Annotated in this window: 19 protein-coding genes; 9 read left to right on the forward strand and 10 right to left on the reverse strand. The window is 74.5% G+C overall.

Annotation, left to right across the window (positions count from 1 at the left end; genetic code table 11):
* Nucleotides 1-73 precede the first annotated feature (73 nt).
* A complete protein-coding gene (locus tag ABD363_RS24980; protein ID WP_344607354.1) occupies nucleotides 74-1,111 on the forward strand; it encodes a glycosyltransferase family 2 protein in 1,038 nt (345 codons plus the stop codon).
* 3 nt (nucleotides 1,112-1,114) lie between these two features.
* Here ABD363_RS24980 and ABD363_RS24985 read toward each other — a convergent pair whose 3' ends face one another.
* The 5 genes from ABD363_RS24985 to ABD363_RS25005 form a co-directional block, all read right to left on the reverse strand.
* Nucleotides 1,115-2,734: an LCP family protein gene (locus ABD363_RS24985; RefSeq protein ID WP_425578024.1), complete on the reverse strand. Its 1,620-nt coding sequence runs from the start codon at nucleotides 2,732-2,734 to the stop codon at nucleotides 1,115-1,117.
* Between the two features lie 106 nt (nucleotides 2,735-2,840).
* Nucleotides 2,841-4,568, reverse strand: coding sequence for an LCP family protein (locus ABD363_RS24990; RefSeq protein ID WP_344607356.1), 1,728 nt, complete (start codon nucleotides 4,566-4,568; stop codon nucleotides 2,841-2,843).
* Nucleotides 4,569-4,778: 210 nt separating this feature from the next.
* Complete coding sequence (locus tag ABD363_RS24995; RefSeq protein ID WP_344607358.1) at nucleotides 4,779-6,533, reverse strand: LCP family protein; 1,755 nt, start codon at nucleotides 6,531-6,533, stop codon at nucleotides 4,779-4,781.
* A gap of 242 nt (nucleotides 6,534-6,775) precedes the next feature.
* Nucleotides 6,776-8,116 carry an LCP family protein gene (locus ABD363_RS25000; protein WP_344607360.1) on the reverse strand — a complete coding sequence of 447 codons (1,341 nt, stop codon included), beginning with the start codon at nucleotides 8,114-8,116 and terminating at the stop codon, nucleotides 6,776-6,778.
* 116 nt (nucleotides 8,117-8,232) lie between these two features.
* A complete protein-coding gene (locus ABD363_RS25005) occupies nucleotides 8,233-8,988 on the reverse strand; it encodes a TIGR03089 family protein (protein WP_344607362.1) in 756 nt (251 codons plus the stop codon).
* A gap of 160 nt (nucleotides 8,989-9,148) precedes the next feature.
* On the opposite strand from ABD363_RS25005, the gene ABD363_RS25010 reads away from it, so the two are divergent.
* Together ABD363_RS25010 and manB are read left to right on the forward strand one after the other, a co-directional pair.
* Complete coding sequence (locus ABD363_RS25010) at nucleotides 9,149-10,630, forward strand: peptidoglycan recognition protein family protein (RefSeq protein WP_344607364.1); 1,482 nt, start codon at nucleotides 9,149-9,151, stop codon at nucleotides 10,628-10,630.
* A 204-nt stretch (nucleotides 10,631-10,834) separates the two neighbouring features.
* A complete protein-coding gene (gene manB / locus ABD363_RS25015; protein WP_344607366.1) occupies nucleotides 10,835-11,917 on the forward strand; it encodes a mannose-1-phosphate guanylyltransferase in 1,083 nt (360 codons plus the stop codon).
* A gap of 136 nt (nucleotides 11,918-12,053) precedes the next feature.
* On the opposite strand, the gene ABD363_RS25020 is transcribed toward manB, so the two are convergent.
* The 4 genes from ABD363_RS25020 to ABD363_RS25035 all read right to left on the reverse strand — a co-directional run bounded on the left by ABD363_RS25020 (nucleotide 12,054) and on the right by ABD363_RS25035 (nucleotide 15,984).
* Nucleotides 12,054-13,037 (reverse strand): DNA-3-methyladenine glycosylase family protein, encoded by a 984-nt coding sequence (locus ABD363_RS25020; protein WP_344607368.1) that lies wholly within the window; start codon nucleotides 13,035-13,037, stop codon nucleotides 12,054-12,056.
* Between the two features lie 43 nt (nucleotides 13,038-13,080).
* Entirely contained in the window at nucleotides 13,081-14,391 is a 1,311-nt protein-coding gene (locus tag ABD363_RS25025) for a coenzyme F420-0:L-glutamate ligase (RefSeq protein ID WP_344607370.1), read from the reverse strand.
* Nucleotides 14,388-15,347 carry a 2-phospho-L-lactate transferase gene (gene cofD / locus ABD363_RS25030; RefSeq protein ID WP_344607372.1) on the reverse strand — a complete coding sequence of 320 codons (960 nt, stop codon included), beginning with the start codon at nucleotides 15,345-15,347 and terminating at the stop codon, nucleotides 14,388-14,390. The genes ABD363_RS25025 and cofD overlap by 4 nt, the downstream gene beginning before the upstream one ends.
* A 91-nt stretch (nucleotides 15,348-15,438) precedes the next feature.
* Nucleotides 15,439-15,984, reverse strand: a complete 546-nt coding sequence (locus ABD363_RS25035; protein WP_344607374.1) for a cysteine dioxygenase — start codon at nucleotides 15,982-15,984, stop codon at nucleotides 15,439-15,441.
* A gap of 752 nt (nucleotides 15,985-16,736) precedes the next feature.
* Between ABD363_RS25035 and ABD363_RS25040 the strand changes: the two genes are divergently transcribed.
* From ABD363_RS25040 to ABD363_RS25050, 3 genes are all read left to right on the forward strand, one after another.
* A complete protein-coding gene (locus ABD363_RS25040) occupies nucleotides 16,737-17,000 on the forward strand; it encodes a WhiB family transcriptional regulator (RefSeq protein ID WP_006134669.1) in 264 nt (87 codons plus the stop codon).
* Nucleotides 17,001-17,291: 291 nt separating this feature from the next.
* Entirely contained in the window at nucleotides 17,292-21,041 is a 3,750-nt protein-coding gene (locus ABD363_RS25045) for a glycosyltransferase (RefSeq protein WP_344607378.1), read from the forward strand.
* Nucleotides 21,038-22,522 carry a DUF5719 family protein gene (locus tag ABD363_RS25050; RefSeq protein WP_344607379.1) on the forward strand — a complete coding sequence of 495 codons (1,485 nt, stop codon included), beginning with the start codon at nucleotides 21,038-21,040 and terminating at the stop codon, nucleotides 22,520-22,522. Before ABD363_RS25045 ends, ABD363_RS25050 begins: the two co-directional genes overlap by 4 nt.
* A 77-nt stretch (nucleotides 22,523-22,599) precedes the next feature.
* On the opposite strand, the gene ABD363_RS25055 is transcribed toward ABD363_RS25050, so the two are convergent.
* The gene (locus tag ABD363_RS25055) at nucleotides 22,600-23,049 is read right to left on the reverse strand and encodes a metallopeptidase family protein (protein WP_344607381.1); all 450 of its coding nucleotides are present in this window, start codon (nucleotides 23,047-23,049) and stop codon (nucleotides 22,600-22,602) included.
* Between the two features lie 281 nt (nucleotides 23,050-23,330).
* Here ABD363_RS25055 and ABD363_RS25060 point away from each other — a divergent pair, with 281 nt between their 5' ends.
* From ABD363_RS25060 to ABD363_RS25070, 3 genes are all read left to right on the forward strand, one after another.
* Nucleotides 23,331-23,753 carry a DUF3499 domain-containing protein gene (locus tag ABD363_RS25060; RefSeq protein ID WP_344607383.1) on the forward strand — a complete coding sequence of 141 codons (423 nt, stop codon included), beginning with the start codon at nucleotides 23,331-23,333 and terminating at the stop codon, nucleotides 23,751-23,753.
* A gap of 337 nt (nucleotides 23,754-24,090) precedes the next feature.
* Complete coding sequence (locus tag ABD363_RS25065; RefSeq protein ID WP_344607385.1) at nucleotides 24,091-25,455, forward strand: phosphomannomutase/phosphoglucomutase; 1,365 nt, start codon at nucleotides 24,091-24,093, stop codon at nucleotides 25,453-25,455.
* A gap of 170 nt (nucleotides 25,456-25,625) precedes the next feature.
* Nucleotides 25,626-25,796: a Trm112 family protein gene (locus ABD363_RS25070; protein WP_344607387.1), complete on the forward strand. Its 171-nt coding sequence runs from the start codon at nucleotides 25,626-25,628 to the stop codon at nucleotides 25,794-25,796.
* Nucleotides 25,797-25,801 lie beyond the last annotated feature (5 nt).

The following is a 25,801-nucleotide window of genomic DNA, read 5'->3' on the forward strand; positions in this document are numbered from 1 at the left end:
TACGATCTGTGGCCCGGAGTACCGCCCCGGCGGCGCGCACCGGTGTCCCCCGTTCGCGGTAACGTGAGCACCGATGAACGCCAATTCCGACGTGCGGCTCCCCGCCGTTTCCGTGATCATGCCCGTCCTCAACGAGGAGCGGCATCTGCGCGGGGCCGTCCAAGCGATCCTCGCGCAGGAGTACGCCGGCGAGATGGAGGTCGTGATCGCCCTCGGTCCCTCCACGGACCGCACGGACGAGATCGCCGCCGAGCTCGTACGGGAAGACCCGCGCGTGCGCACCGTGCCCAACCCGTCCGGCCGTACGCCCGCCGCGCTCAACGCCGCGATCAGGGCGTCCCGTCATCCGGTCGTCGTCCGCGTCGACGGCCACGGGATGCTCTCGCCGAACTACATCGCCACGGCGGTGCGGCTGCTGGAGGAGACCGGCGCGCAGAACGTCGGCGGCATCATGCACGCCGAGGGCGAGAACGACTGGGAGCGCGCGGTGGCCGCCGCGATGACGTCGCGGATCGGCGTCGGCAACGCCGCCTTCCACACCGGCGGCGAGGCGGGTCCGGCGGAGACGGTCTACCTCGGCGTCTTCCGGCGCGAGGCGCTGGAGCAGCAGGGCGGCTACAACGAGGAGTTCATCCGCGCCCAGGACTGGGAGCTGAACTTCCGCATCCGTGAGGCGGGCGGGCTGATCTGGTTCTCGCCGGAGCTGAAGGTGTCGTACCGGCCGCGGCCGTCGGTGCGGGCGCTGGCCAAGCAGTACAAGGACTACGGCCGCTGGCGGCACGTGGTGGCCCGCTACCACGCCGGCTCCATCAACCTGCGCTACCTCGCCCCGCCGGCGGCGGTGTGCGCGATCGCGGCCGGGACCGTGATCGGCGCGGTGCTCACCCCGTGGGGCTTCGTCGTCCCCGGCGGCTATCTCGCGGCGATCGTCGCCGGGTCGGTACCGGCGGGCCGGGGGCTGCCGCTGAAGGCCCGGCTGCGGATCCCGGTGGCCCTCGCCACCATGCACATGTCGTGGGGCTGGGGCTTTCTGACCAGTCCGCGTTCGCTGGCCCGCAAGGTGATCGCGTCGCGGCGGCCGGCGGTCCGCGCGGACGCCGGCGCGCGCTGATCCTCAGGACCAGGTGAACGCCGGGTCCACGCGCATGCAGGCCTCCTCGTCCGCCCCGTTGAGCGCGTCGGCGGACGCGGGGGTCTTGTCGTCCTCGTCGTCCTCGGGGGCGCGGTACGCCGTGCCCTCGCGCCAGTCCGCGCCCACGACGAGGGTGACGCCGGAGACGTTCGTCGTCCGCTCCACCGAACTCGCCGGGATCCCCAGGGCCTTGGCGACCGCCTGCGCGTCGCCCTCCAGGTCGGCGCTCGGGTAGCGCACGACCGTCCGGTCCTCGCTCAGGGACGTGCCGTTGTCGGCGACGGCCCGGGTGAAGCCCTCGTCCACCAGCAGTTCGGCCACGGTGTTCGCGCGCCCGGCGACCGCGGCCCGGGTGTCGGTGCGGGTGCCGTTGCGTACCTGGACCGCGATCTCGTCGTCGGCGGCGGCCGGTTCGGCCGAGGCCGTCGCCGTGGGCCGCTTCTTGTCCTGGGCGTCCTTGCCGTCCAGCGCGATGTCCTCGCGCACCAGCCGGAACAGCTTCTCGGCGTCCTCGGTCGGCTCCACGCGCGCGCCCACGTACCGGTTGGGCATCGTGGTCATGGTGATGCGTTCCGGCTTCACCTTCCGCAGTTCGGCGCTGAGGTCGTAGAGCTTCGTCACGGTGTCGAGACCCGGGTCGACGGTGAGCGCCTCGGTGGCCTTCTCGGCGAGTTTGCGCAGCTTGTTGGGGTTGCTCAGGGTGGCGTTCTCGCGCAGCTCCCGGACCATCGAGGTCATGTACATGTGCTGTGCCTTGGCGCGGGCGAGGTCGCTGCCGTCCTCGAAGCCGTAGCGGGTGCGCAGCCACTGCAGGGCCTGCTCGCCCTTCACCGCGTGCGTGCCCTTCGTCAGCTTCAGGCCGGAGCCGTGGCCCTGGCTGTCGCGTGAGTGGATGTTGGCGTCCACGCACACCGGGACGCCGCCGATGGCGTCCGCCATGGACACCACGCCCGCGAAGTCGACCATCATGAAGTGGTCGATGTGGATGCCGGTGAGCTGCTCCCAGGTGGCCACCGTGCAGCCGGGGCCGCCGTGGCCGAGGCTCTGGTTCACCATCGTCCGCCCGTTGCTCGCCGGGTAGACCTTGCCGTCGTCCGGGTCGGTGCATTTCGGGATCTCGACGAGGGTGTCGCGCGGCATGCTGATGACCGACATGTTGCTGCGGTCGGCGGACAGGTGCACCAGCATCTGGACGTCCGCGAGCGGGGTGGAGCCGAACGTCTCGCGGGCGCCGCCGAGTTCCTGGTTCTCCTTGGTGTCCCGTGCGTCGGAGCCGATGAGCAGGATGTTCAGCGGGGTCTGGCCGGCGGCGTTGGGCGTCGGCTCGGCGACCTTGCTGTCGCCGAGGTTGAGTTCGTCCTTCTCGATGTTGCTGTTGAGGTGGCGGTAGTAGAGGTATCCGGCGCCGGCCGTGCCGAGGATCAGGACGGCCAGGGTCGCCGCCGACCACCGGAGCACCCGGTGTCTGCGCCGGGGCCGGCGTATGACCGGGCCGGCGTCGGCCTCGCCGTCCCCGCCGGGGCCGTCCGCCGCCGGCGGGCCGTCGTCCCCGCCGGGCTCGCGAGGGCGCCGTACGTCCTGCAGCGTCCCGTCCCCCCGCACATCGCTCCGCGTCGTCACTTCCCGTCCTCCCCGCCCTTGCCCATGGAACAGGCCTGCCGCACGCCTTGTTAGACGCACGACAGGCCCGTCAGTTGCCTTGCGGATGTCAACTGGCGCACTGGACCTTGTCGGCCGTGGACCTCTCCACGTCCGGCGCCTTCGTCGCTGTGGTCGGCGAGACGCCGGCGCCCTTGAAGTCCTTGCCCAGGGTCAGCGTCATCGTCGGCAGTCCCTGGGAGCCGGTCACGCTCTCGCCGGGCTTCATCGCCGATCCGGGCAAGCCCATGACGGCGGCGAGGCGGCGTGCCTGATCGGCCTGGTCCGAAGCGTATTCCAGCGAGGTTTCGGCGAGTGGGGCGGGGGCGTTGCCGGCGTTCTCCGACTTGGTCACGCCCTGCTCGTTCTGCAGCCAGTTCAGGGTCTCCTGGGCGCTGCCGGGCTTCGCGCCGCCGTTGAGGATGCGCACCCGCACCTCGGAGGGGTCGGCCCTGGTGCCCTTGAGCCGGGCGGCGGCGGCTTTCTCCTTCTTGGCCTGCGCCGCGTCCTTCTGCTGCTTGACCTCGGTGAACGACACATCGTTCTTGATCATGTCGAAGACCTGGGGCGCCTTCGACTCGTCGACGACGACCGTCGCCTTGACCGTCTCGGCGGGGTTGTCCTGCACCGGGACCCTGGTGAAGGTGATGTTCTTCGTCGGCACCTTCTTCAGCTCCAGGGCGATGTCCTTGAGCGTGCCCACCGTGCCGATGGCGGTGTCCACGGTCAGCGCCTCGCTGGCCGCCTCGGCCAGCTTCAGCAGCTTCGTGGGGCTGGTGAGGGTGTCGCCGGAGGACATCTGCCGCATCAGGGAGGCCAGGAACTGCTGCTGGACCCTGATGCGGTCCAGGTCGCCCTGGTTGCCGAAGCTGTGCCGGGTGCGGACGAAGGCGAGGGCCCGCTCGCCCTGGACCGTGGACTCGCCCGCGGGCAGGTCGAGCTTGGACTCCCGGTCGTCGACGGCGTGCTCCAGGCAGACCTTGACGCCGCCGACCGCGGTGGTGAGCGTCTTGACCGCGTTGAAGTCGGCCATCATGAAGTGGTCGACGGAGATGCCGGTGGCCTCCTGCACCGTGCGCATGGTGCAGCCCGGGTCCCGGCCGCTCTCGCCGAGGCTCCGGTTGAAGCGGACGTTTCGCTGGCCGGGGATCGTCCTCGTGGAGCCGTCGGCCTGTTTCGTCGGGCAGTCGGGGATGTCGACGATCAGGTCGCGCGGGATGCTGAGCGCGGTCGCGTTGCTCCGGTCCTTGGCGACGTGCAGCAGGATGGTGGTGTCGGCGTGTCCGGCGCTGCCCTTGTCGCCGTAGCCCTCGTTGCCCTCGCCGGTGCGTTTGTCGGTGCCGATGATCAGGATGTCGAAGGCCTCGTTCGTGCGGAAGTCGCTCCTGCCCGCGCTGCCGACGTCCGTCGTGGAGACGTTGCCCTCCAGGTGCTGGAGGTAGGCGTAGCCGGCCGTACCGGTGGCGGCCAGGACCAGCGCGAGGGTGCCGCCGGTCCACAGCACGGCCTTCCGGGCCCGGGGCTTCTTCGCCGGCCGGCGTCTGCGCCGCCCCGGCGGCGGTCCCTCGGGGGCGGAGCGGCGCCCGCCGCGCGGGGCCGGGATCCCGCGGCCGGGAGCCGCCGTGCGGTCGTGCGCGGCGTCGTCCGGGCCGCGGGCGGCGCCGTCGCGCGGGCCCGGCACGGCCGGGCGCGGTGCGGAAGGGGGCGGTCGCAGTTCGTATGCGCCGGTCTGCGGATTGCGTACCCACTGGTTCGCGGGATCGACGTCGTCCCCCCGCCCACGGCCTTGCGCGTCCACGGTCGTCCGAATCCTCCGTCGGGGCCACGTGACGCCTTCCCCCCGGAAGACGCACGGGTACTGGTCACCACGCGCGTGACGCCCGGACGGGCCGCGGCGTGGGGCACTGGAATGCTCACACTATCCGGCCGGTTGCGCGCCGGGTGGTGCCGGTGACGCCGTCACGGCCCGGCAGCCGGCCGGTCCGCCCGGTTCCTCGGACACGTCGGGTCACTTGGCGCACTCGACCTTGTCCGCGGTGGACTTCGGTACCCCTTCCGGCACCTTCGTCGGCGTGGTCAGCGAGACGCCGGCGCCCTTGAAGTCCTTGCCCAGGGTCAGCGTCATCGTCGGCAGTCCCTGGGCGTTGGTCACGCTCTCGCCGGGCTTCAACGCCGATCCGGGCAGGCCCATGACGGCGGCGAGGCGGCGTGCCTGGTCGGCCTGGTCGGGGGCGTACTCGAGCGTGGTCCTGCTCAGTTCCTCGGGGGCGTTGCCGCCGTTCTCCGATTTGGTCATGCCCTCGTCGTTCTGCAGCCAGTTCAGGGTCTCCTGGGCGCTGCCGGGCTTCGCGCCGCCGTTGAGGATGCGCACCCGCACCTCGGAGGGGTCGGCCTTGGCGCCCTTGAGCCGGGCGGCGGCGGCTTTCTCCTCCTTGGCCTGTGCCGCGGCTTTCTGCTGCTTGACCTCGGTGAACGACACATCGTTCTTGATCATGTCGAAGACCTGGGGCGCCTTCGACTCGTCGATGACGACCGTCGCCTTGACCGTCTCGGCGGGGTTGTCCTGCACCGGGACCGTGGTGAACGTCAGGTTCTTGGTGTTCAGCTTGCCCAGCTCCAGGCCGAGGTCCTTCAGCTTGGTGATGCTGTTGAGCTGGGAGTCGACGGTCAGCGCCTCCGTGCCCGCCTCCGCCAGTTTGATCATCTTCGAGGGGCTGGTCAGCGTGTCGTTGGACTTCAGCTTGCGCATCAGCGCGCTGAGGAACTGCTGCTGCAGGCCGATACGGCTCAGGTCGCCGCCGGTGCCCACCGCGTGCCGGGTGCGGACGAACGCCAGTGCCTGCTCGCCCTGGATGGTGTGCGTGCCCTTGGAGAGCTTCAGGTGCGAGTCGGGGTCGTCGATGTCCTTGGCCAGACAGACCTCGACGCCGCCGACCGCCGTGGTCAGCGTCTTGACCGCGTTGAAGTCGGCGACCATGAAGTTGTCGGGCGTGATCCCGGTCAGCTCGGTGACGGTCCGCATGGTGCAGCTGGGCGTACGGCCGTCCTGGCCGAGGCTGGAGTTGAAGCGGGCGTTCTGCGAGCCGGGGATGACCTCGGTCGATCCGTCCTCCCGCGTCGTCGGGCAGTCGGGGATGTCGACGATCAGGTCGCGCGGGATGCTGAGCGCGGTCGCGTTCGTCCGGTCCTTCGAGACGTGCAGCAGGATCGTGGTGTCGGCGTGTCCGACGCTGCCCTTGTCGCCGTAGCTCTCGTTGCCCGCGCCGGTGCGCTTGTCGGTGCCGATCAGCAGGATGTTGATCGCCTTGTCCTTGCTGAAGCCGCCGGTGCTCGCGCCGTCGTCGGAGACGGATGTGATGTTGCCGTTGAGGTGCTCGATGTAGAGGTACGTCCCCCCCGCCCCGGCGACCAGCACCAGCGCCAGCGTCCCGCCGGTCCACACCAGGGCCTTCTTCGTCCTGGACTTCTTCGCCGGCCGGCGCCCGCGCCGCCCCGGCGGCGGCTCGGCGGGCGCGGCGCGGCGCCTGCGCTGCGACGGGATCTCCGGACCCGGCGCGTCCTCCCGGTCGGGAGCGTCCCGGCCGGGTGCCGTCGTGCGGCTGCGCACCGCCGCGCCCGCCGAGCGCGCCCGGCGCGGACCGGGGACGGCCGACTGCGGTGCGGAAGGAGCCAGTCGCAGTTCGTATTCGCCGGTGTCCGGATTGAGTACCCACTGGTCTGCGGGGTCGATGTTCTCCGCCCGCCCACGGCCTTGCGCGTCCACGGTTGTTCGAGTCCTCCGTCGGGGCCACGCGGCGCCTTCCCCTCCAAGGCGCTCGGGTCTCATCAAGCAGTGCGTGACCTCCAGGGCGGAGCCTCGCGGTCAGACACACCGGACCGCTCACACTAACCGCCCGGTTCGGTGTCGGGCGACGCCGGTGACGCATTCCACGTCCCTACACCTGGGCAATCCGCCCATTTCACTGAACAAAAATCTGTTGCCTTGGAGCCGCCTTGGAGTCTGCTTTACGCGCAGGTGTCCTCGGCCGCCGTGTTCCCGCGGAACGTGGGGGCCGGGGAAGCGGCGGCGGGCCCGCCGGGCGGCTTTCCCCCGGGGTTCCTCCCGGACGTTCCGTCGCCGCGGACGTACGCGCCGTAGCCGCCGGGCTCCTGGCGGGAGGGCCGGTACGGCTGCCCGGGGGCGTTGCCGCGCGGCCCGGCGGCCGTGTCGCCGGCCCCGGCGCGGCTCTTCCCGGCGGAGTCCCCCGGGGGCCGGTGCGCGACCACCACCGGTTCGTCCCGCCGCAGTCGTTCGAACAGCTTCTCCGCCTCGGGCTTCACCAGCTGGTCGCGTTGGGGGTCGTGGACGTACGACTCCCGCGGAACGGTCAGGAACTGCACCCGCTCCGCGGGGATCTCCCGCAGCCCGCGCACGAGTTCGTACAGACCGCGCAGACTCGCCAGAGCCGGGTCGGTGGTGAGGGCGGACGTGGCCGCGTCGAGCACGGGGTACAGCTTCACCGGGTTCAGCAGCACGCCGTCGTCGCGCACCGTGTCGACCAGCGCCCCGAGGAACCGCTGCTGCCGTTCCATCCGCGCGGTGTCGCTGCCGTTGCCGAGGGACTTGCGGGCGCGGACGTAGCCGAGGGCCCGTTCGCCGTCGAGCCGCACCCGGCCCGCGGGCAGCCTCAGTCCGGCGGCCTTGTCGTCGATCGGCTCCTTCAGGCACATCTCGACGCCGCCGACCGCGTCGACCAGCTCCTTGAAGCCGTGGAAGTCGACGACGACGTAGTGGTCGACGCGGATGCCCGTGAGCTTCTCGACCGTCCGGACGGTGCAGGCCGAACCGCCCGTGCGGAAGGCGTGGTTGAACATCGTGAACACCGGTTCGGCGCGGGTGCCGTCCCGGCGCCGGCAGCCGGGTACGTCCACCATCAGGTCGCGGGGGACGGAGACGGCGGTGGCGCTGCGCCGGCCCGCGGACAGGTGCAGCAGGACGGTGGCGTCGGACCGCTCGGCGCCCGGGCCCCGCCCGCGGCTGGCGTTCCCGTCGCCGGAGCGCGCGTCCGAACCGATCAGCAGGATGTTCCGCGCGTCGCGGACCAGGGCGGTGGGGCGTTCCCGCTCGTACCGGGCGAGTTCCGCCGCGGCCGCCTCGTCCGGGGTGATGTTGCCGCTCAGCTTCGCGTACAGCGCCCATCCGGCGCCGGCGGTGCCGGCGACGACGACGGTGACCGCCAGCGCCGAGCCCCGCCGCAGGCGCTGTCGGCGCCGCCGCGCCGGCCCGCCCCCGGCCGCGGACGCCCCCGGCCCCGGGGGCCCGGGGACGCCCGGTCCTCCGGAGGGCGCTCCCGCGGTCTCGGTCACCTCTGGGCCCCCTCGTGGTGTACGAGCGTGTCGTCCGTGTCCTTACGACGATGCCGTGGACGGCGGGCGGGGGGCGGGTGGAGCTGGGCCGGACGGGGGACGCGGCCGGGGCGCGGCTACCGTGCCGTCGCCGTGACCCGTTCCGCCTCGATGCGCTTGTCCAGGGCCGTCGCGTCCAGGCGGTCCAGGTTCCGGCACAGCACCACCGAGCCGCCGGTCGCGAGCGGCCCGTACAGCCCGGCGTTCAGCCCCTCCCACGTGTCGTACGGCAGCCCGGACAGGATCCGCGATCCCGGCCCCGTCAGGCCGAGCGCCGACGCCTGCGCGCGCGCCCGCTCGACGACCTCCGCGCCGGTGAACTCCCGCCCCGCCACGATCAGCGCGGGCTCCTCGGGGTCGACCGGCGCGTACGGCACGAACCGGTCCCCCTGCCCCGGCACCTCCACGGCGTAGTCGGCGAAGCCCTCCGGCGGCTGCGGGAAGCGCCCCCCGAGCGGCCGCAGCGCCAGCGCGATCCGCGCCCCGGAGCAGGCCCGCGCCGCGTCCAGCGTGTCCGGCCCGCTCACCACGACGTCGGCCGCCGCCGGATCGCCGGCCATGTCCGCGACCACGCCCACCGACGCGCACGCCAGCAGCCACACCGCCGTCTGCCAGTGCGCGGGCAGCAGCAGCGCGACCCGGTCCCCGGGCTCGGCGGAGAGTTCGTCCTGGAGCAGGTTCGAGGTCTTGGCCACCCAGTTGGCGAAGGTGGCCACGGACAATTCGACCCGTTCGCCCGTGGCGTCGTCGTAGAAGGTCACCAGGGGGCGCCCGGGGTCCGCGGCGAGCGCGGAAGCCAGCAGGTCGGCGGGGGTGCGGTCGGTGGCGTTCACCCGCGCAAGCGTACGCGGGCGCGGGCCCGCGCACCCACTCGCCGGCCCGCGGGCCGTCACCGGTTCGCCACGGACCGGCCACCGGTTCGGGGGAACCGGCCCGACGGCCGGTCAATGTCCGGATAGACAGACTTGTATGGGTATGTCCATGATCAGGGGCATGCCTGGATTCCTTGCCTCCTCGATCGGCGTCGCCTGCGCGGCCGCCCTCGCCGTCCCCCTCGCCCCGCCCGCGACCGCGGGAGCGGGGCCCGGTGCGAAAGCGGCCGCGTCCGCGGGGCGGCCGGCCGCGTCGCGCGTTCCCGGCAGCACCCAGTCGCTGCCCCTGGAGCCCCTCGCCCGCGACCGCGCCTCCGGCGCCGTCGTCCAGGGCCTGCCCCGCCGTGCCGTACGGCACTTCTCGCTCGTCGGCGTCGTCTGGAACGACCCCGCCGCCGAACTGCGCGCCCGCGTCCAGGTCCGCACCCGCGCCGCCGGCACCGGCACCTGGTCCGGCTGGCGGGACGTCGAGACGCACAACGCCGAGCACGCGGCCGACCCCGGCACGGCCGAGCGCGCGTCGGGCCGGGTGCGCGGCGCCACGGCCCCGCTGTGGGTGGGGGACTCGGACGGCGTGGAGATCCGCGTCCGGCCCGGGAGCGGCCACCGTACGGGCGGCCGGGACCGGGTCGGTCCGGGCCCGGGGACCGCGCCCGCCGCGGACCCGCTCCCCGGCGGGCTGCGCCTCGAACTCGTCGACCCCGGCGAGGACGCCCCGCCCGCGGACGGCACCCCGGCCGGCCCCGGCGCCACCGCCACGCCGGGCACCGGCGCGGCGGCCGGCGGCGACGGCGCATCCGGCACCGGTGGCGTTCCCGGCGCCGGGCAGGCCGCTTCCGGCGCCGGGGAGACCGAGGCCCTCGCCGCCTCCGCCGCCAACGCCGGCCTCGCGTCGCTCGGCGCCACCGAGATCCCGGAACTCGGCCGCGCCGAGACCGAGGCCGAGCTGTTCCGGCTGCGCGCCGACGAGCTGACGGAGCAGCAGCGGGCGAAGCCGTACATCGGCCCGCGCCCGCGCATCGTCACGCGGCGCGGCTGGGGCGCGGACGAGACGCTGCGCGAGAAGGGGTTCCGCTACACGAAGAAGGTCGCGGCGGCGTTCGTGCACCACACCGCCTCCGGCAACAACTACCGCTGCGAGCAGGCCCCTTCGATCATTCGCAGTATCTACCGCTACCACGTCAGGAGCATGGGCTGGCGGGACATCGGCTACAACTTCCTCGTCGACAAGTGCGGAAAGATCTACGAGGGCCGGGCCGGGGGCGTGGCGCAGCCGGTCATGGGCGCGCACACCCTCGGCTTCAACGGCGACAGCACGGGCATCGCCGTGCTCGGCAGTTTCGGCTCCGCCGAGCCGCCCTCCGCCGCGGTGCGGAGCGTCGCCCGGCTGACCGCCTGGAAGCTCGGGTTCCACGGGATGAATCCGCGGGGCATGACATACCTGAAGTCCGCTGGTGGCAATCTCTACCGAAAAGGCATGAACGTACGACTGAACGTGATCTCCGGTCATCGGGACGGCTTCGCCACGGAGTGCCCCGGCGGACGGCTCTACCGCGAACTCGGTACGGTCCGCTCCGCGGCGGCCCGCCACCAAGGGCGCTGAGGGCGGCCGGACCGGCGTCCTCGGGGGAGGGGGCGCCGCACCCGGCGGGGGCGGGCCGGTACCGGCACCGAAGAGCACGTTCACCGCCGTCGGGGGGCAGGGGCGGGACACCGCACGGCCATCGAGGGCGCCACGGAACGGTCTGCATACACTGGCCGGTCGAAAGGCAGTTCGGCCGGTCCCGGCAGGAAGCAGAGACGACAGGTGACAGAAGCGATCCTCCTGGTCGGCGGCAAGGGCACACGGTTGCGCCCGCTCACGGTGCACACGCCCAAGCCCATGGTCAGGGCGGCGGGGGTGCCGTTCCTCACGCACCAGCTGGCGCGGGCGAGAGCGGCGGGCGTGGAGCACATCGTGCTCGCCACGTCCTATCTGGCCGAGGTCTTCGAACCGTACTTCGGCGACGGCTCGTCACTGGGACTCCACCTCGAGTACGTGACGGAGGAGGAGCCGCTGGGGACGGGCGGCGCGATCCGCAACGTGGCGGCGCGCCTGCACTCGGGTCCGGACGATCCGGTGCTGGTCTTCAACGGGGACATCTTGACGGGGCTGGACATCAGGGCCCTGGTGCGGACGCACGAGGAGACGGGCGCGGACGTGTCCCTGCACCTGACGAGGGTGACGGACCCGCGGGCGTACGGACTGGTGCCGACGGACGACACGGGCCGGGTGCTGGCGTTCCTGGAGAAGCCGCAGACACCGGAGGAGATCGTCACCGACCAGATCAACGCGGGGGCGTACGTCTTCCGCCGCTCGGTCATCGACACGATCCCGGCGGGGCGGCCGGTGTCGGTGGAGCGGGAGACGTTCCCGGACCTGCTGGCGGCCGGGGCGCACCTGCAGGGCATGGTCGACTCGACGTACTGGCTGGACCTGGGCACGCCGGCGGCGTTCGTCCGGGGCTCGGCGGATCTGGTGCTGGGGCGGGCGCCGTCCCCGGCGGTGCCCGGCCGCTGCGGGGACCGGCTGATCCTGCCGACGGCGACCGTCGCGCCCGACGCCAAGCTGGCGGGCGGGACGGTGGTGGGCGAGGGGGCGTTCGTGGCGGAGGGCGCACGGGTGTTCGGCAGCACGATCCTGCCGGGGGCCGTCATCGAGCCCGGCGCCGTCATCACGGACTCCCTCATCGGCACGCGGGCCCGGGTCGGGGAGCGGGCCGTCCTGACCGGGACGGTGATAGGGGACGGCGCGGTGGTCGGCGCGGACAACGAACTGCGCGAGGGCGCCCGGGTGTGGTGCGACGCGCGGATTCCGGCGGGGGCGGTGCGGTTCTCCTCGGACCAGTAGGCCCGGTGGGCGAGGGGCGGCCCCCGGCCCTCCGGTCGTGGGCGGCCGCGGGTGCGCGGGGCGCGGTCCTCCGGCGGCGGGACCGGGCGTGCGGGGAAGCGGCGCGCGGCCCCGCGGCCGGTGGCCGCGGGGGCTGTCACAGCCCCCGGATGTCCCCCACCGGCATCCGCGGGGCCCGTCTCGGCGGTGTCCGGCCGCTCAGCAGGATCAGCCGGGCCGCCCGGTGCCGCTGTCCGGCGTACGGCTCCAGCAGTTCCAGCATCAGGGAGTCGTCGGCGTGCCGGTCGCCGGCCAGCGCCCATCCCACGATCCCCGGCAGGTGCAGGTCCCCGACCGTCACCGCGTCCGGTGCGCCGTGGCTGCGCTGGACCGTCTCCGCCGAGGTCCACGGACCGATCCCCGGCACGGCCTCCAGGCGCGCCTGCGCCGCCGCCGGCTCCATCCGCACGGTCTCCTCCAGCCGCGCGGCGACCCGTACCGCCCGCAGGATCGTGGACGCCCGCTTGTCGTCGACGCCCGCCCGGTGCCACTCCCAGGAGGGGATCAGCGCCCAGGTGCGCGGCGCCGGCATCACGTACATCCGTCCGGGCGCCGGACCCGGCGCCGGGTCGCCGTACCGGCGGACGAGCAGCCGCCACGCCCGGTACGCCTCGGCCGTGGTGACCTTCTGCTCCAGGACCGACGGGATCAGCGACTCCAGCACCAGCCCGGTCCGCGTCAGCCGCAGCCCCGGCCGCCGGTGCCGGGCCAGCGCCAGCAGCCGGTGCCGGGGCGCGAACGCGGACGGGTCGTCGGCGGCGCCGAGCAGTTCGGGCAGATGGTGCAGGAGCCATTCGGCGCCCGGCCCCCAGGCCTCGCCGCGGACCTCCGCACCGTGTGCGGACACCCGCAGCGTCCCCGGCCCGGCGGGCGTCCGGCTGGCCCGCCACACGGACCCGTCCGGCATCGCCCGGAACGTCGGGTCGGCCGGGCCGCGCCGGAGCGGCCCGAGTACCAGCCCGAGGTCCAGCGGCTCGTCCGGCACCCACGTCCGCACCTTCGCCGGCGCCCCGGCCGGTGCGGCGGCGTACCCGCCGCGCACGGGCGCGTGCGGGGGGCGGGGGGCGAAACGTCCTGCCACGGTGGAGTCCTCGGGAGCCGGGGTGTCTTGGGGGGTGGGCGCGTCACCGCACCTCGATGAACGCCTCCGCGTTCCGCTCCGGGCGCGGCCGGGGCTCCTCGGCGGGGTGGCCGACCGCGACGGCCCCCATGGGGTCCCAGTCGTCCGGCAGGTCCAGCACCCGCCGGACGACGTCCCGGCAGAACATCGTCGACGACACCCACGCCGATCCGAGCCGTTCGCCGGCCAGCGCCACCAGGAAGTTCTGCACCCCGGCCCCGGCGGCCACCACGAACATCTCCCGCTCCGCGCCGTCGCGCCGCGCGTCGCCGTAGGTGTGGGAGCCGTCCATGACCAGGCAGGGGACCACCAGGTAGGGCGCGTTGCGCAGGACGTCCCCGCGGCGGACGCGCCGGGCGATGGACTCCTCGGTCCGGCCGTCCCGGCGCAGGTCGGCGATCCAGGCGTCCCGCATCGCGTCCAGCAGGCGGGTGCGGGACTCCTCGGACTCCAGCAGGACGAAGCGCCACGGCGTGGTGTGGTGCGGGGCCGGCGCCGTCACGGCGGCGGCGACCGCCCGCCGTACGGCTTCCGGGTCGACGGGTTCGTCCGTGAACGACCGCACGGTGCGGCGCCGGGTCACCGCCTGGCGGATCGCCTCGGAGGTGCCCAGACGGAACATGTCGTCGCGCGCTCCGCGCACCATGGCCCGTGCCCCCTCCCCGTCCTCCTCGGCCACCACGTGCCCCAGCCCGCGCACGACGGCGACGGGCCGCCCGGCGGCCTTGCCCTTGACCAGGTCGCCGGCGGCGGCGAGTTCGTCGGCCGTGGCGACGACGGTGGCGCTGAGCGGATTGCCGTGCGCGTCCGTGCCCCCGCGCAGGTCGTCGAGGACGCGCACCCCGGCGGCGCCGATCGCGACGTCCGTGAGCCCCGAGCGCCAGGGGCGTCCGAAGGTGTCGGTGACGACGACGCCGACGGTGACGCCGAGGGCGCTCCGCAGCCCCTCCCGGATGGCCCGCGCGGACGCGTCCGGGTCCTCGGGCAGCAACAGCACCGTCCCGGCGGGGGTGTTGGAGGCGTCGACGCCGGCCGCGGCCAGGACGAGGCCCTGACGGTTCTCGACGATGCGCAGGGGGCCGCGGCGGGCCACGACCCGCACGGTCTCGGCGTCGATCGCGGCCTCCCGGTCGGCGGCCCGGACGATCCGCCCCTCCGCCTTGGAGACGATCTTCGAGGTGACGAGCAGCACGTCGCCGTCGGCCAGGGCGGGCTCGGCCGCCGCGATCAGCTTGGCCAGGTCGTCGCCGGGCCGGATCTCGGGCAGGCCGGGCACGGCCCAGACCCGGTAGCCGGGGGCCTCGCCGCCGCTCAAGACGCCCGCACCTCCTCGGCCAGCGCCAGCGCCTCGCGGGCCATCCGCGCGGCCGCGTCGACGTCGGTCATCATCAGCGGCACCGCCCTGCAGCGGATCCCGGCCGCCTCGACCCGCGCCACGGCGGCCGCGTCGACGGTGTCGACGAGCCAGCCGTCCAGCAGGCCCGAGCCGTAGTGCTCGGCGACCGCCGCCGCCGTGGCCTCCACGCCGACCGCCGCGAGCACCTTGTCGGCCATTCCGCGCACGGGCGCGTCCCCGACGATGGGGGAGAGGCCGACGACGGGCACGTCGGCGTCGGCGATCGCCTCGCGGATGCCGGGCACGGCGAGGATCGTGCCGATGGAGACGACCGGGTTGGAGGGCGGGAAGAGGACGACGTCCGCCTCGGCGATCGCCTCCAGGACGCCCGGCGCCGGCTTGGCCTGCTCCGCGCCGACCGGCACGACCGCCTCGGCGGGGACCGAGGCCCGCAGCCGCACCCAGTACTCCTGGAAGTGGATCGCCTTGCGCTCGCCGTCCAGTTCGACGGCGACATGGGTCTCGACGCGGTCGTCGGACATGGGGATGAGGCGGACCCCCGGCTTCCAGCGGTCGCACAGGGCCTCGGTGACGGCGCTCAGCGGATAGCCGGCGCCGATCATCTGCGTGCGGACGATGTGCGTGGCGAAGTCCCGGTCGCCGAGCCCGAACCACTCCGGCCCCACGCCGTACGCCGCGAGCTCCTCCTTGAGGTGGAAGGTCTCGTCGGCCCGGCCCCAGCCCTGCTCCTCGTCGATGCCGCCGCCGAGCGTGTACATCACCGTGTCGAGGTCCGGGCAGACCTTCAGCCCGAAGAGGTGGATGTCGTCCCCGGTGTTGCCGATGACCGTGATGTCCGCGTCCGGCACGGCCCGCTTCAGACCGCGCAGGAACCGGGCACCGCCGATGCCGCCTGCCAGAACCACAATGCGCATTGCACCAGTGTGTCAGCCGCCGGGCCGGCCCGTTGACGGGTGGTGGCCGGTCGTCGGGCGGGGGCGCCCGGCGGGCGGGCGCGGCGCCGCGTCAGGCGGTCACGGCGCCCGGCGCGATCCGGGCCTCGCAGTGCGGGGAGGCGTGCATCGGCATCCGCGTCAGGCCCGGGTAGTAGATGTGCAGGCTGACGGCCGGCTCCAGCGCGTCGTTCACCACCTCGTGCACGTATCCCGGCGCGAAGACCCGCTGCGCTCCGGGCCCGAGCGCGCGCTCGCCGCGCTCCGTGCGCTCGGTCAGCGTGCCCTCCAGGACCGTCAGGACGCCGGAGGAGGGGCCGTGGTCGTGCAGTCCGCTGCCCTGTCCGGGCACCCAGGACAACAGCCAGACCTCGTAGCCGGCCGGGGCCTTTCCGGCGTGGGCGGGGCCGGGCGCCCGGGGGACGGCGCGCAGCCGGTGGTACCAGCGCGTCACGGCGTCGTAGCGGACGAGGTGTTCCCACTGGGCGCGGTCGGCGGCGATGGAGCGGGCCAGGCCGGCGAACTCGGCGACGGTGGCCGGGTGCTCGCGCGGTGCCTGGAGGAGGTGCGGGACTTCGAGGATGTCGCCGGCGATCTGCAGGTCGCTGTCGCTGTTCATGGGTGGGGTGGGTTCCTCGGCGGAAGAGTGCGGAAGCGTGGGGGGCGGCGGGGCCGCGTACCGTCCGCCCGGGTCGCGGGGGACGGGGAAGCCCTGGTCCGGGCGTGGGAGGAAGCGGCCGGGTCGGGTGGACCCGGGGGCAGCCGGAGCACGGGGGTGCCTCCCGCTCCAACGGAGTCGGGGGCGGGCGGGCTCAACAGCTGGAACAGCAACAGCTACAGCGAGCGCGGGCAGCACCGTGGGACCCGGCGGAGCGGGTCGGGGTGAGTGCCGGGTTCGCGAGCATGCCCACTAGGACAGCGGCTCACACCTCCCCTGTCAACTCGACGCCCGATATGGGGGATGTGTTTCCCCTCATCCGGTTGGTCTTTTAGGTGAAAGGTTTGCTCGGGCGGTTCTCGGGACACACGGCGTCCATCCGGGCACGCAAGCTCCGTTGCGATCCCGTGATCCGACTGTGATCCGGTTCGCTTCGGCGCGTGTGTCGGAACGGGATCGAACCGCCGGGCGTCCTTCCCCGTACAGCCTCTGTACGGGGCCAGGGCTCGCGGCGGCCTGGTCTGCGTGTCAAGGTTTATGCCGATTTCAACACTTTCTGCATGGCCTTGGTTCCGCAGAGTGAATAAGGAGCCCAATAGCAGATCCCGGCTTGACTCGCCCGGAGCAGCACACTTGTAATTTCACTCGTGTCGTTCAGCCGGGATCGGTAACGGCTACATCACGGGGACGCGAAAGACGGACGAGGGGCGCACATGACCGAGCTGGTGCAGCAACTGCTGGTCGACGACGCGGACGAGGAACTCGGCTGGCAGGAGCGCGCGCTGTGCGCCCAGACCGACCCCGAGTCCTTCTTCCCCGAGAAGGGCGGCTCCACCCGCGAGGCCAAGAAGGTCTGCCTCGCCTGCGAGGTCCGCTCCGAGTGCCTCGAGTACGCCCTCGCCCACGACGAGCGCTTCGGCATCTGGGGCGGCCTGTCCGAGCGGGAACGCCGCCGGCTGAAGAAGGCCGCCGTCTGAGAGGACCGCCGGCCGAGGAAGGCCGCCGTCCGGGCCGCGGCACGGATCCCCCGTGGACCCGTCGGACGCGCGGACCGGCCGGACACGTCGCGAACGGCCCGTCGCGGGTGGGTTGTCCACAGGCGGCGGGCCGCGGCGTGCCCGCCCGTTCCCGGCCGCCGCCCCCCGTCGAGGCGCTGCGCGCCACCCCGATCGGACTGCCGATAGTGTGGTCGCTCGTCCGAGACGCCCCGCTGCCCCCGCAGGGCACAGGCGTCCACCGCAGTCCATCGAACCGGGGCCCGTACCTCGATGTCCGTGCACAGCCACCCGGCAGCCCATCACGACACTGCTGCCGCAGCCGGGTTCGACCCGGCCCGCCCGCCCGAGTTCCCGCGTCATGTGGTGACCGCGGTCCTCGTCTCCCACGACGGCGCCCGCTGGCTGCCCGACGCGCTCGCCGGGCTGCTCGGCCAGGAGCGCCCCGCCCAGTACGTCGTCGCGGCCGACACCGGCAGCGCGGACGACTCCGCCCGGCTGGTCGCCGACGCCCTCGGCGCCGACCGGGTGCTGCACCTGGCCCGGCGCACCGGGTTCGGCCAGGCCGTCGAGGAGTGCAACCGCACGGCGCCCGTCCTCACCCCGGAGGAACTGCCCTACCTGAAGCGGCCGAGCGGCTGGGACCCCGTCACGCGCACCTGGCGCGACGACGCCTACGACCTGCCCGAGCTGCCGTACGGGGAGCCGGTCCAGTGGCTGTGGCTGCTGCACGACGACTGCGCCCCCGAACCCGACGCCCTCGCCCAGCTGCTGAGGGTCGTGGACAACGAGTACGAACTCGGCCGCGACGACGTCGCCGTCGTCGGCCCCAAGCTGCGCGGCTGGTACGACCGCCGGCAACTGCTGGAGGTCGGCGTCTCCATCGCCAACTCCGGCCGCCGCTGGACCGGTCTGGACCGCCGCGAACAGGACCAGGGCCAGCACGACCACGTCCGGCCCGTACTGGCGGTGTCCACCGCCGGCATGCTGGTCCGCCGCGACGTCTTCGACCGGCTCGGCGGGTTCGACCAGCGGCTGCCCCTGATGCGCGACGACGTCGACCTGTGCTGGCGCGCGCACGCCGCCGGGTACCGCGTCCTGGTCGCCCCCGAGGCGGTCGTACGCCACGCCGAGGCGGCCTCCCGCGAGCGCCGCACCGTCGACTGCGTGGGCCGCACCGCCGCCTCCCCGCACAAGGTCGACAAGGCGGGCGCGGCCTACACCCTGCTCGTCAACGCCCGTACGGCCGCGCTGCCCTGGGTGCTGCTGCGGCTGGTGCTCGGCACGCTGCTGCGCACCGTCGCCTACCTCGTCGGCAAGGTCCCCGGGCAGGCCGTCGACGAGATCCGCGGCCTGATGGGCGTTCTGCTGCGGCCCGAGCGGATCCTGGCCGGGCGGCGCAGCCGGGGCCGCCCGCAGATCGACAAGGCCGAGCTGCGGGCGCTGTTCCCGCCGCCCGGCGCCACCGTCCGCGTCACCGTCGAACAGGTCGCCGGCAACCTCGTCGGCCGCTCCGACCCGGAGTCCGCCTCCGGAGCGGGACGGCACGGCGGCGCCGTCGAGTCGGGACCCGGCGGCGACGACGCGGACTTCCTGGAGGTCGAGCAGTTCGCCCGGCTCAAGCGCATCGCCCGCAAGCCCGGCCCGGTGCTCTTCCTGGTGCTGCTGCTCGTCTCCCTCGTCGCCTGCCGCCAGCTCCTGGGCGGCGGCGCGCTCGCGGGCGGCGCCCTGCTGCCCGCCCCGGCCGACTCGGGCGAGCTGTGGGCGCGGTACCTGGACTCCTGGCACGCGGTGGGCACCGGCGGCACCTCGTCCGCGCCGCCCTACCTCGCGATCGTGGCCCTGCTGGCCTCCGTGCTGCTCGGCTCCACCGGACTCGCCGTCACCGTCCTGCTGGTCGGCTCGGTGCCGCTGGCCGGCCTCACCGCCTACTTCGCCTCCCGCCCCCTCGTCCCCTCGCGGCTGCTGCGCGCGTGGGCGGCCGTCGGCTACGCCTTCCTGCCCGCCGCCACCGGCGCGCTCGCCGGCGGCCGCATCGGCACCGCCGTGCTGGCCGTGCTGCTGCCGCTCCTGGGGCGCGCGGGCGTCGCGGCGAGCGGACTCGCGGGCCCTCCGGGCACGCGCGGCAGCTGGCGGGCCACCTGGGCGTACGCGCTGCTGCTGACGATCACCACCGCGTTCACGCCCGTCGTGTGGCCCGTCGCGCTGGTCCTGGGCCTCGGCCTGCTGGCCGTGCGCCGCGGCGACCTCGCCGCCCACGGCCTGCGCTTCCTGGCCCAGTTGGGCACGCCGCTGCTGCTGCTCGCCCCCTGGTCGCTGACGCTGCTGCCGTTCGGCTTCTTCCAGGAGGCCGGCCTGGAGTACGGCGCCTCGGCCGCCTCCGCCCTCGACCTGCTCGGCGCGAGCCCCGGCGGCCCCGGCACGGTCGGCGGGCCGATGCTCATCGGCGTCGTCCTGGCCGCGCTGGCCGCCCTGCTGCGCTCCGAGCGCCAGTCGGGCATCCGGACGGCCTGGGCGGTCGCCCTGGTGGGCCTCGTCTTCGCGGTCCTGTCCAACGGCTCCGCCTGGGCCGGGCCCGCGAGCCTCGTCTACGGCATCGCCCTGCTGGCCGCCGCGGCCCTCGGCGCCGACGGGGCCCGCGCGCGGGTCGCCGAGCAGAGCTTCGGCTGGCGGCAGCCGGTGGCCGCGCTGATCGCCCTCGCGTCGGCCGCGGGCCCGCTGCTCGTCGCCGCCGGCTGGATGATCCGGGGCGCCGACGGCCCGCTGGAGCGGCGCGACCCCGTACAGGTGCCCGCGTTCGTCGCCGAGGAGAGCGGCACCCGCGACCAGGCCCGCACCCTCGTCCTGCACAGCGACTCCGCCGCCCGCGTCGGCTACGTGCTGGTGCGCGGCTCCGGGGCGCGGATGGGCGACGCCGAACTCGCCGCGGCCGACGGCGGGAACAACAGGCTGGACAAGGTCGTCGCCAACCTCGTCGCCGGTTCCGGCGCCGACCAGGCCGACCAGCTCGGCGGCTTCGCCGTGCGGTACGTCCTGGTCCACCGGGGCGCGCCGCGCGAGGTCACCCGGGTGCTGGACGCCACGCCCGGCCTGACCCGGCTCAGCCAGCAGGACGGCGGGGCGCTGTGGCGGGTCGACCAGGAGGTGGCGCGGGCGACGATCGTGTCCGGAGCCGGCTCGGGCGAGGCACGGCCCGTCGCCGCCGGGCCCGTCGAGATCCACACCACCGTCCCGGCCGGTGCCCGGGGGCGCGTGCTGCGCCTCGCCGACGCCGCCGCCGAGGGCTGGACCGCCACCCTGGACGGCAAGCCGCTCACCCCCACCACCGTCGACGGCTGGGCCCAGGGCTTCGAACTCCCCGCCTCGGGCGGACAGCTCGACGTCACCTACGACGACCCGGCCGGCCACACCGCGTGGCTGTGGACGCAGGGCCTGCTCGCCGTCGTCCTCGTCGTGCTCGCCCTGCCCGGCCGCCGCCGCGACGTCGACGACGACCTGCCCGAGGAGCCGGTGATCCCCGCCCAGGCCGCGGCCGGCGAGGGCCGCCGCGCCCGCCGCCTGCGCGCCCAGGCCGAGGCCGAGGAGGCGGACCGCGCCGGGGAGCCGCCGGCCCCCGGGCAGGCGGAGGCACCCGTGACGGTCCCGCCGCGACAGACCCACGACGAGTGGGCCCCGGCGGATCGCACCGGCGCCGAGTACGGCACCTACGGCGGCGAGAGCCACACCGGCGAGACCTACGCCGGCGAGACCTACGGCGACGGGCAGTACCCCGGCGGGCCGTACCCGGCGGACGCGTACGGGCAGCAGTACCAGGGCGACCCGTACCAGGCGGACCCCTACCAGGGCGCCCCGTACGACCCGTACGCCTACGGCGGCCAGTCCCCGGCGGGCCCGTACGACCAGACCTACGGCCGGCCGTACGACCAGGGCCACCAGGCGCCGGGAGCGCCGCCCTACGACCCGGCGCGGCCGCACCACCCCCACGGCACGGGCAGTGAGCGTCCCGACGGGAGCCAGCAGTGAACCGCACCACCCTGTCCCTGATCGCCGGCGCGACCGCGCTCGCCGCCGTCACCGGATTCGCCGCGGTGTCCCCGCCGGACGCCCCCGGCGAGGACACCGCCCGGCCGGCCGCCCGGCTGCCCGTGGAACGCACCAGCCTGCTGTGCCCCGCGCCCAGCTCCTCCGACCTCGCCGAGACCTCGTACACGTCCTTCACGCCCGTCACGAAGGGCGCGGAGAGCGGGGGCGAGGCCCGGCTGGAGCCGGCGGACGGCGGCGGGGACGGGAAGGCCGACGACGAGAGGACCGGCACGCCCGTCCTGACGCCGAAGGCGCCCGGCACGCCCGCCACCGGGGAGACCTCCGGCGCCGACACGCCCGCGCTCATCGGCACCGCGCAGGGGCGGTTCGCCCCCGGCTGGACCGTGCAGCAGACCACCGAGGTCACCGCGGGGACCGGGCGGGGGCTGCAGGGCGTCGGCTGCACCGCGCCCGACACGGAGTTCTGGTTCCCGGGCGCCGCCACGGCGGCCGGCCGCACCGACTACGTGCACCTGACCAACCCCGACGACTCGGCCGCCGTGGTGGACATCGAGCTCTACGGCGAGGACGGCGCCCTGGAGTCGACGGTGGGGGAGGGCATCACGGTCCAGCCGCACGCCGGCGAGGCGGTCCTGCTGTCCACGCTCACCGACGAGGAGCGGACCGACCTCACCGTGCACGTCAGCGTCCGCAGCGGGCGGATCGGGGCCGCCGTGCAGGCCCTGGACGACAAGACCGGCGGCGACTGGCTGGCCGCGTCCGCGGACCCGGCCGGCAGCCTCGTGCTGCCGGGCGTCCCCAAGGACGCCGCGGCCGTACGGCTGGTGGTGTTCACGCCCGGCGACGCCGACGCCGACCTGAAGGTGCGGCTCGCCTCGCCGTCCGGGCTGATCACCCCGGCCGGGCACGAGACGGTCCGGGTGAAGGCGGGCATGACGACCGCCGTGGACCTCGGGGACGTCACGCGGGGCGAGGCCGGGTCGCTGGTGCTGACCCCCACGGACCGGAGCGTGCCGGTGGTCGCCGCGGTACGGGTCGTGCGGGGCGAGGGCGCCGAGCAGGAGTCGGCGTTCATCCCGGCGACCGCGCCGGCCGGGACGCGGGCGACGGCGGCGGCCAACAGCGGCAAGGGCTCGACGCTGTCCCTGGCGGCGCCCGGGCGTGCCGCGAAGGTCCGGGTCACCGCGTCGGCCGGGAGCGAGGGCGGCACGCCGGTCTCGAGGACGTACACGATCAGGGCCGGCACGACCCAGGACGTCGCGCCGCCGGTGCCGAGCGGCCTGAAGGGCACGTACGCGCTGACCGTCGAGCCCCTGTCGGGCGGCCCGGTGTACGCCTCCCGGACCCTGACGGCGACGTGGGACGGCGTACCGGCGTTCACCGTGCAGACCCTGCCGGACGACCGGGGGACGGTCTCGGTGCCGGTGGCGGACGAGGACCTGTCGGTGCTGCAGGAGTAGGCGCGGGCGCCCGTTCCCTCCGGGGACGGCGCCCGTCCCCTCCGGGGGCGCCCGGCCGCCGGAGGGGAAGCGGCGGCTCAGTCCTCGTCGTACCGCGGGTCCACCGTCTCCGGCGTCAGTCCCAGGAGCTCGGCGACCTGCTCGACGACGACCTCGTGCACCAGGGCCGCCCGCTCGTCGCGCCCCTTGCTGCGGATCTCGACCGGCCGCCGGTAGACGACCACCCGCGCGGGACGGCCGTCCCGCGCGGGGACCGTGCCGCCCAGGGGCACCGCCTCGTCGTTCCAGGACCGGCCGGGGCCGTCCAGCCGCGGCACCTCCAGGACCAGGAAGTCGATGTCGGCGAGTTGCGGCCACCGCCGCTCCAGGCGTTCCACGGAGTCCTGCACCAGGTCCGCGAACGCCTCGGCGCGGCTCGCGGCGAGAGGTACCTGCGGCGGTGCGATCGGGCCGCGCATGCCCCGGCCGTGGCGGTCACGGCGGCGGGGCCCGGGGCCGGCGGCACGGGGCGTCACGGGGTTGTCCATCACTGTGCAGGGTAGTCCCCGCCGGGGCCGCTCGCCCGGCCGCGCACGGCCCCGGCCGGTCCGCACCGCGTGTCGCAGGATGACCATTCCAGCCAAGGTTGGGCTCGATTCCATATCTCTCCGAGACCGTGGCCCTCAGGGCAAATGGCGCTGTTTGCGGCGGAATGTGATCGAGTCTGAAGACGGCCGATCGCTCGGAAAGCGTTGTCCGGGCAGGTCAGCGAGGTATGTTCAGAAGAGCGTGTGGGGCTTCTCACAGCACGACACGGTGGAGTGACCTGGTGGAGAGTCGTCGCGGCCCGCTCAAGAGTGCGGTACCGTCCAACATCGTGAGCCCTGTACGTCGCTGTTCGCGCACCGCCTGCGGCCGTCCCGCCGTCGCGACGCTGACGTACGTCTACGCCGACTCGACCGCGGTCCTCGGCCCGCTCGCCACCTACGCCGAACCCCACTGCTACGACCTGTGCGCCGAGCACTCCGAGCGCCTCACCGCCCCGCGCGGCTGGGAGGTCGTCCGGCTGCTCGACGGCTCGGCGCCCGCTCGGCCCAGCGGGGACGACCTGGAAGCACTCGCCAACGCCGTGCGCGAGGCGGCCCGGCCCCAGGAGCGGGCCGCGGGGGCCGGCGGCGGGGCGCGCGGCGCCGATCCGATGGAGGTCGCGCGGCGCGGGCACCTGCGGGTGCTGCGGTCGCCCGACAACTGAGCACGGCACTCCCCTCCCGGCGCGCCGGGCGGGACGATCCCGCCGCGGAACCCCACCATCGCCTGCGCGGCCGCCGGCCCGACGGGCCGCGAGGGGACCTGCTGCTCCGGAGCCCGGCCCCGTCGCCCGTGCTGCGCCCGACCGCCGCCGGCCAAAGCTCGCCGGCGCCCGCCCGGACACCGCCCGGCCCGGGAGATCCGGGAAGCCGTCCCACCTCGAAGACCACGGCCGTGCGCCCACTCGGCACGGCCGTGCGCCCGGTCGGTGATCGCCCGGCGGGCCGACGGCGCCTGCGGGTAGTTTGTGCTGACCGACAGGAATTCCAGGAGGGGTGGCCGTGGCTGCTGATCTGTCGCAGATCGTGAAGGCGTACGACGTACGCGGAGTGGTCCCGGACCAGTGGGACGAGGCGCTGGCCGAACTCTTCGGGGCGGCCTTCGTCCAGGTGACCGACGCGAGCGCCCTCGTCACCGGACACGACATGCGGCCCTCCTCCCCGGGCCTGTCCCGGGCCTTCGCGCGCGGGGCGGCGGCGCGCGGCGCCGACGTGACCGAGATCGGCCTGTGCTCCACCGACCAGCTCTACTACGCCTCGGGCGCGCTGGACCTGCCGGGCGCGATGTTCACGGCCTCGCACAACCCGGCGCAGTACAACGGCATCAAGATGTGCCGCGCGGGCGCCGCCCCGGTCGGCCAGGACACCGGCCTGGCGGAGATCCGCGACCTGGTGCGCCGGTGGACGGAGTCGGGCGCCCCGCGGCCGGCGGCCCGGCCGGGGACGGTCACACGGCGCGACACGCTGGAGGACTACGCGGCGCACCTGCGCTCCCTGGTCGACCTGACCTCCGTCCGCCCCCTGAAGGTCGTCGTCGACGCGGGCAACGGCATGGGCGGCCACACCGTCCCCGCGGTCTTCGCCGGCCTGCCCCTGACCGTCGTCCCGATGTACTTCGAACTGGACGGCACCTTCCCCAACCACGAGGCCAACCCCCTCGACCCGGCCAACCTCGTCGACCTCCGGCAGCGGGTCCGGCAGGAGGGCGCCGACCTCGGCCTCGCCTTCGACGGCGACGCCGACCGCTGCTTCGTCGTCGACGAGAACGGCGACCCGGTCCCCCCGTCGGCGATCACGGCCCTGGTGGCCGCCCGCGAACTCGCCCGGCACGGCGGCCGGGGCACGATCATCCACAACCTGATCACCTCCCGGTCGGTGCCGGAGGTGGTGCGGGAGAACGGCGGCACGCCGGTCCGCACGCGCGTGGGCCACTCCTTCATCAAGGCCGAGATGGCGCGCACCGGCGCGATCTTCGGCGGCGAGCACTCCGCGCACTACTACTTCCGCGACTTCTGGAACGCCGACACGGGCATGCTGGCCGCCCTGCACGTCCTCGCGGCCCTCGGCGGACAGGACAAGCCCCTGTCCGCCCTCGTCGACCGGTACGACCGGTACGCCGGCTCGGGCGAGATCAACTCCACGGTCGACGACCAGACGGCCCGCCTCGCCGCGATCCGCGCCGCGTACGAGGGCCGCGAGGACGTCACCCTGGACGACCTGGACGGCCTGACCGTCTCGTCCGCCGACTGGTGGTTCAACGTCCGCCCGTCCAACACCGAACCCCTCCTGCGCCTGAACGCGGAGGCCCGGGACGAGGCGACGATGACCAAGGTGAGGGACGAGGCGCTGGCGATCATCCGGGGATGACAGGCCGCTGCCCGGCCGGGGCGCACGGCGGCGGCGGGCCCGGCGGGCCGCGCCGGACGGCCCCCGCCGCCGGCCGCGCACCCGCCCGACACCGCCGTCCCGCCCCCACCGGCGGTACGCTGACCAGGCGCATCCGCACCAGCCGCACACCCCGCCCGAAGGGAACCCTCATGCCGCTCGAAGCCGGCCTCCTGGAGATCCTCGCCTGCCCGGCCTGCCACGCTTCCCTCGAGGAGCGGGACACCGAGCTGATCTGCACCGGCCAGGACTGCGGCCTGGCGTACCCCGTCCGCGACGGCATCCCCGTCCTCCTCGTCGACGAGGCCCGCCGCCCGGCGTGAGCCCC

Source organism: Streptomyces glaucus (assembly GCF_039533365.1).
GTDB lineage: Bacteria > Actinomycetota > Actinomycetes > Streptomycetales > Streptomycetaceae > Streptomyces > Streptomyces glaucus.

What these genes read in the sequence shown, in the direction of transcription:
- ABD363_RS24980 (WP_344607354.1), top strand. Translation starts at nt 74, where the DNA reads ATGAACGCCAATTCCGACGTGCGGCTCCCCGCCGTTTCCGTGATCATG.
- ABD363_RS25010 (WP_344607364.1), top strand. Translation starts at nt 9,149, where the DNA reads ATGCCTGGATTCCTTGCCTCCTCGATCGGCGTCGCCTGCGCGGCCGCC.
- cofD (WP_344607372.1), bottom strand. Translation starts at nt 15,347, where the DNA reads ATGCGCATTGTGGTTCTGGCAGGCGGCATCGGCGGTGCCCGGTTCCTG.
- ABD363_RS25035 (WP_344607374.1), bottom strand. Translation starts at nt 15,984, where the DNA reads ATGAACAGCGACAGCGACCTGCAGATCGCCGGCGACATCCTCGAAGTC.
- ABD363_RS25040 (WP_006134669.1), top strand. Translation starts at nt 16,737, where the DNA reads ATGACCGAGCTGGTGCAGCAACTGCTGGTCGACGACGCGGACGAGGAA.
- ABD363_RS25045 (WP_344607378.1), top strand. Translation starts at nt 17,292, where the DNA reads ATGTCCGTGCACAGCCACCCGGCAGCCCATCACGACACTGCTGCCGCA.
- ABD363_RS25055 (WP_344607381.1), bottom strand. Translation starts at nt 23,049, where the DNA reads ATGGACAACCCCGTGACGCCCCGTGCCGCCGGCCCCGGGCCCCGCCGC.
- ABD363_RS25070 (WP_344607387.1), top strand. Translation starts at nt 25,626, where the DNA reads ATGCCGCTCGAAGCCGGCCTCCTGGAGATCCTCGCCTGCCCGGCCTGC.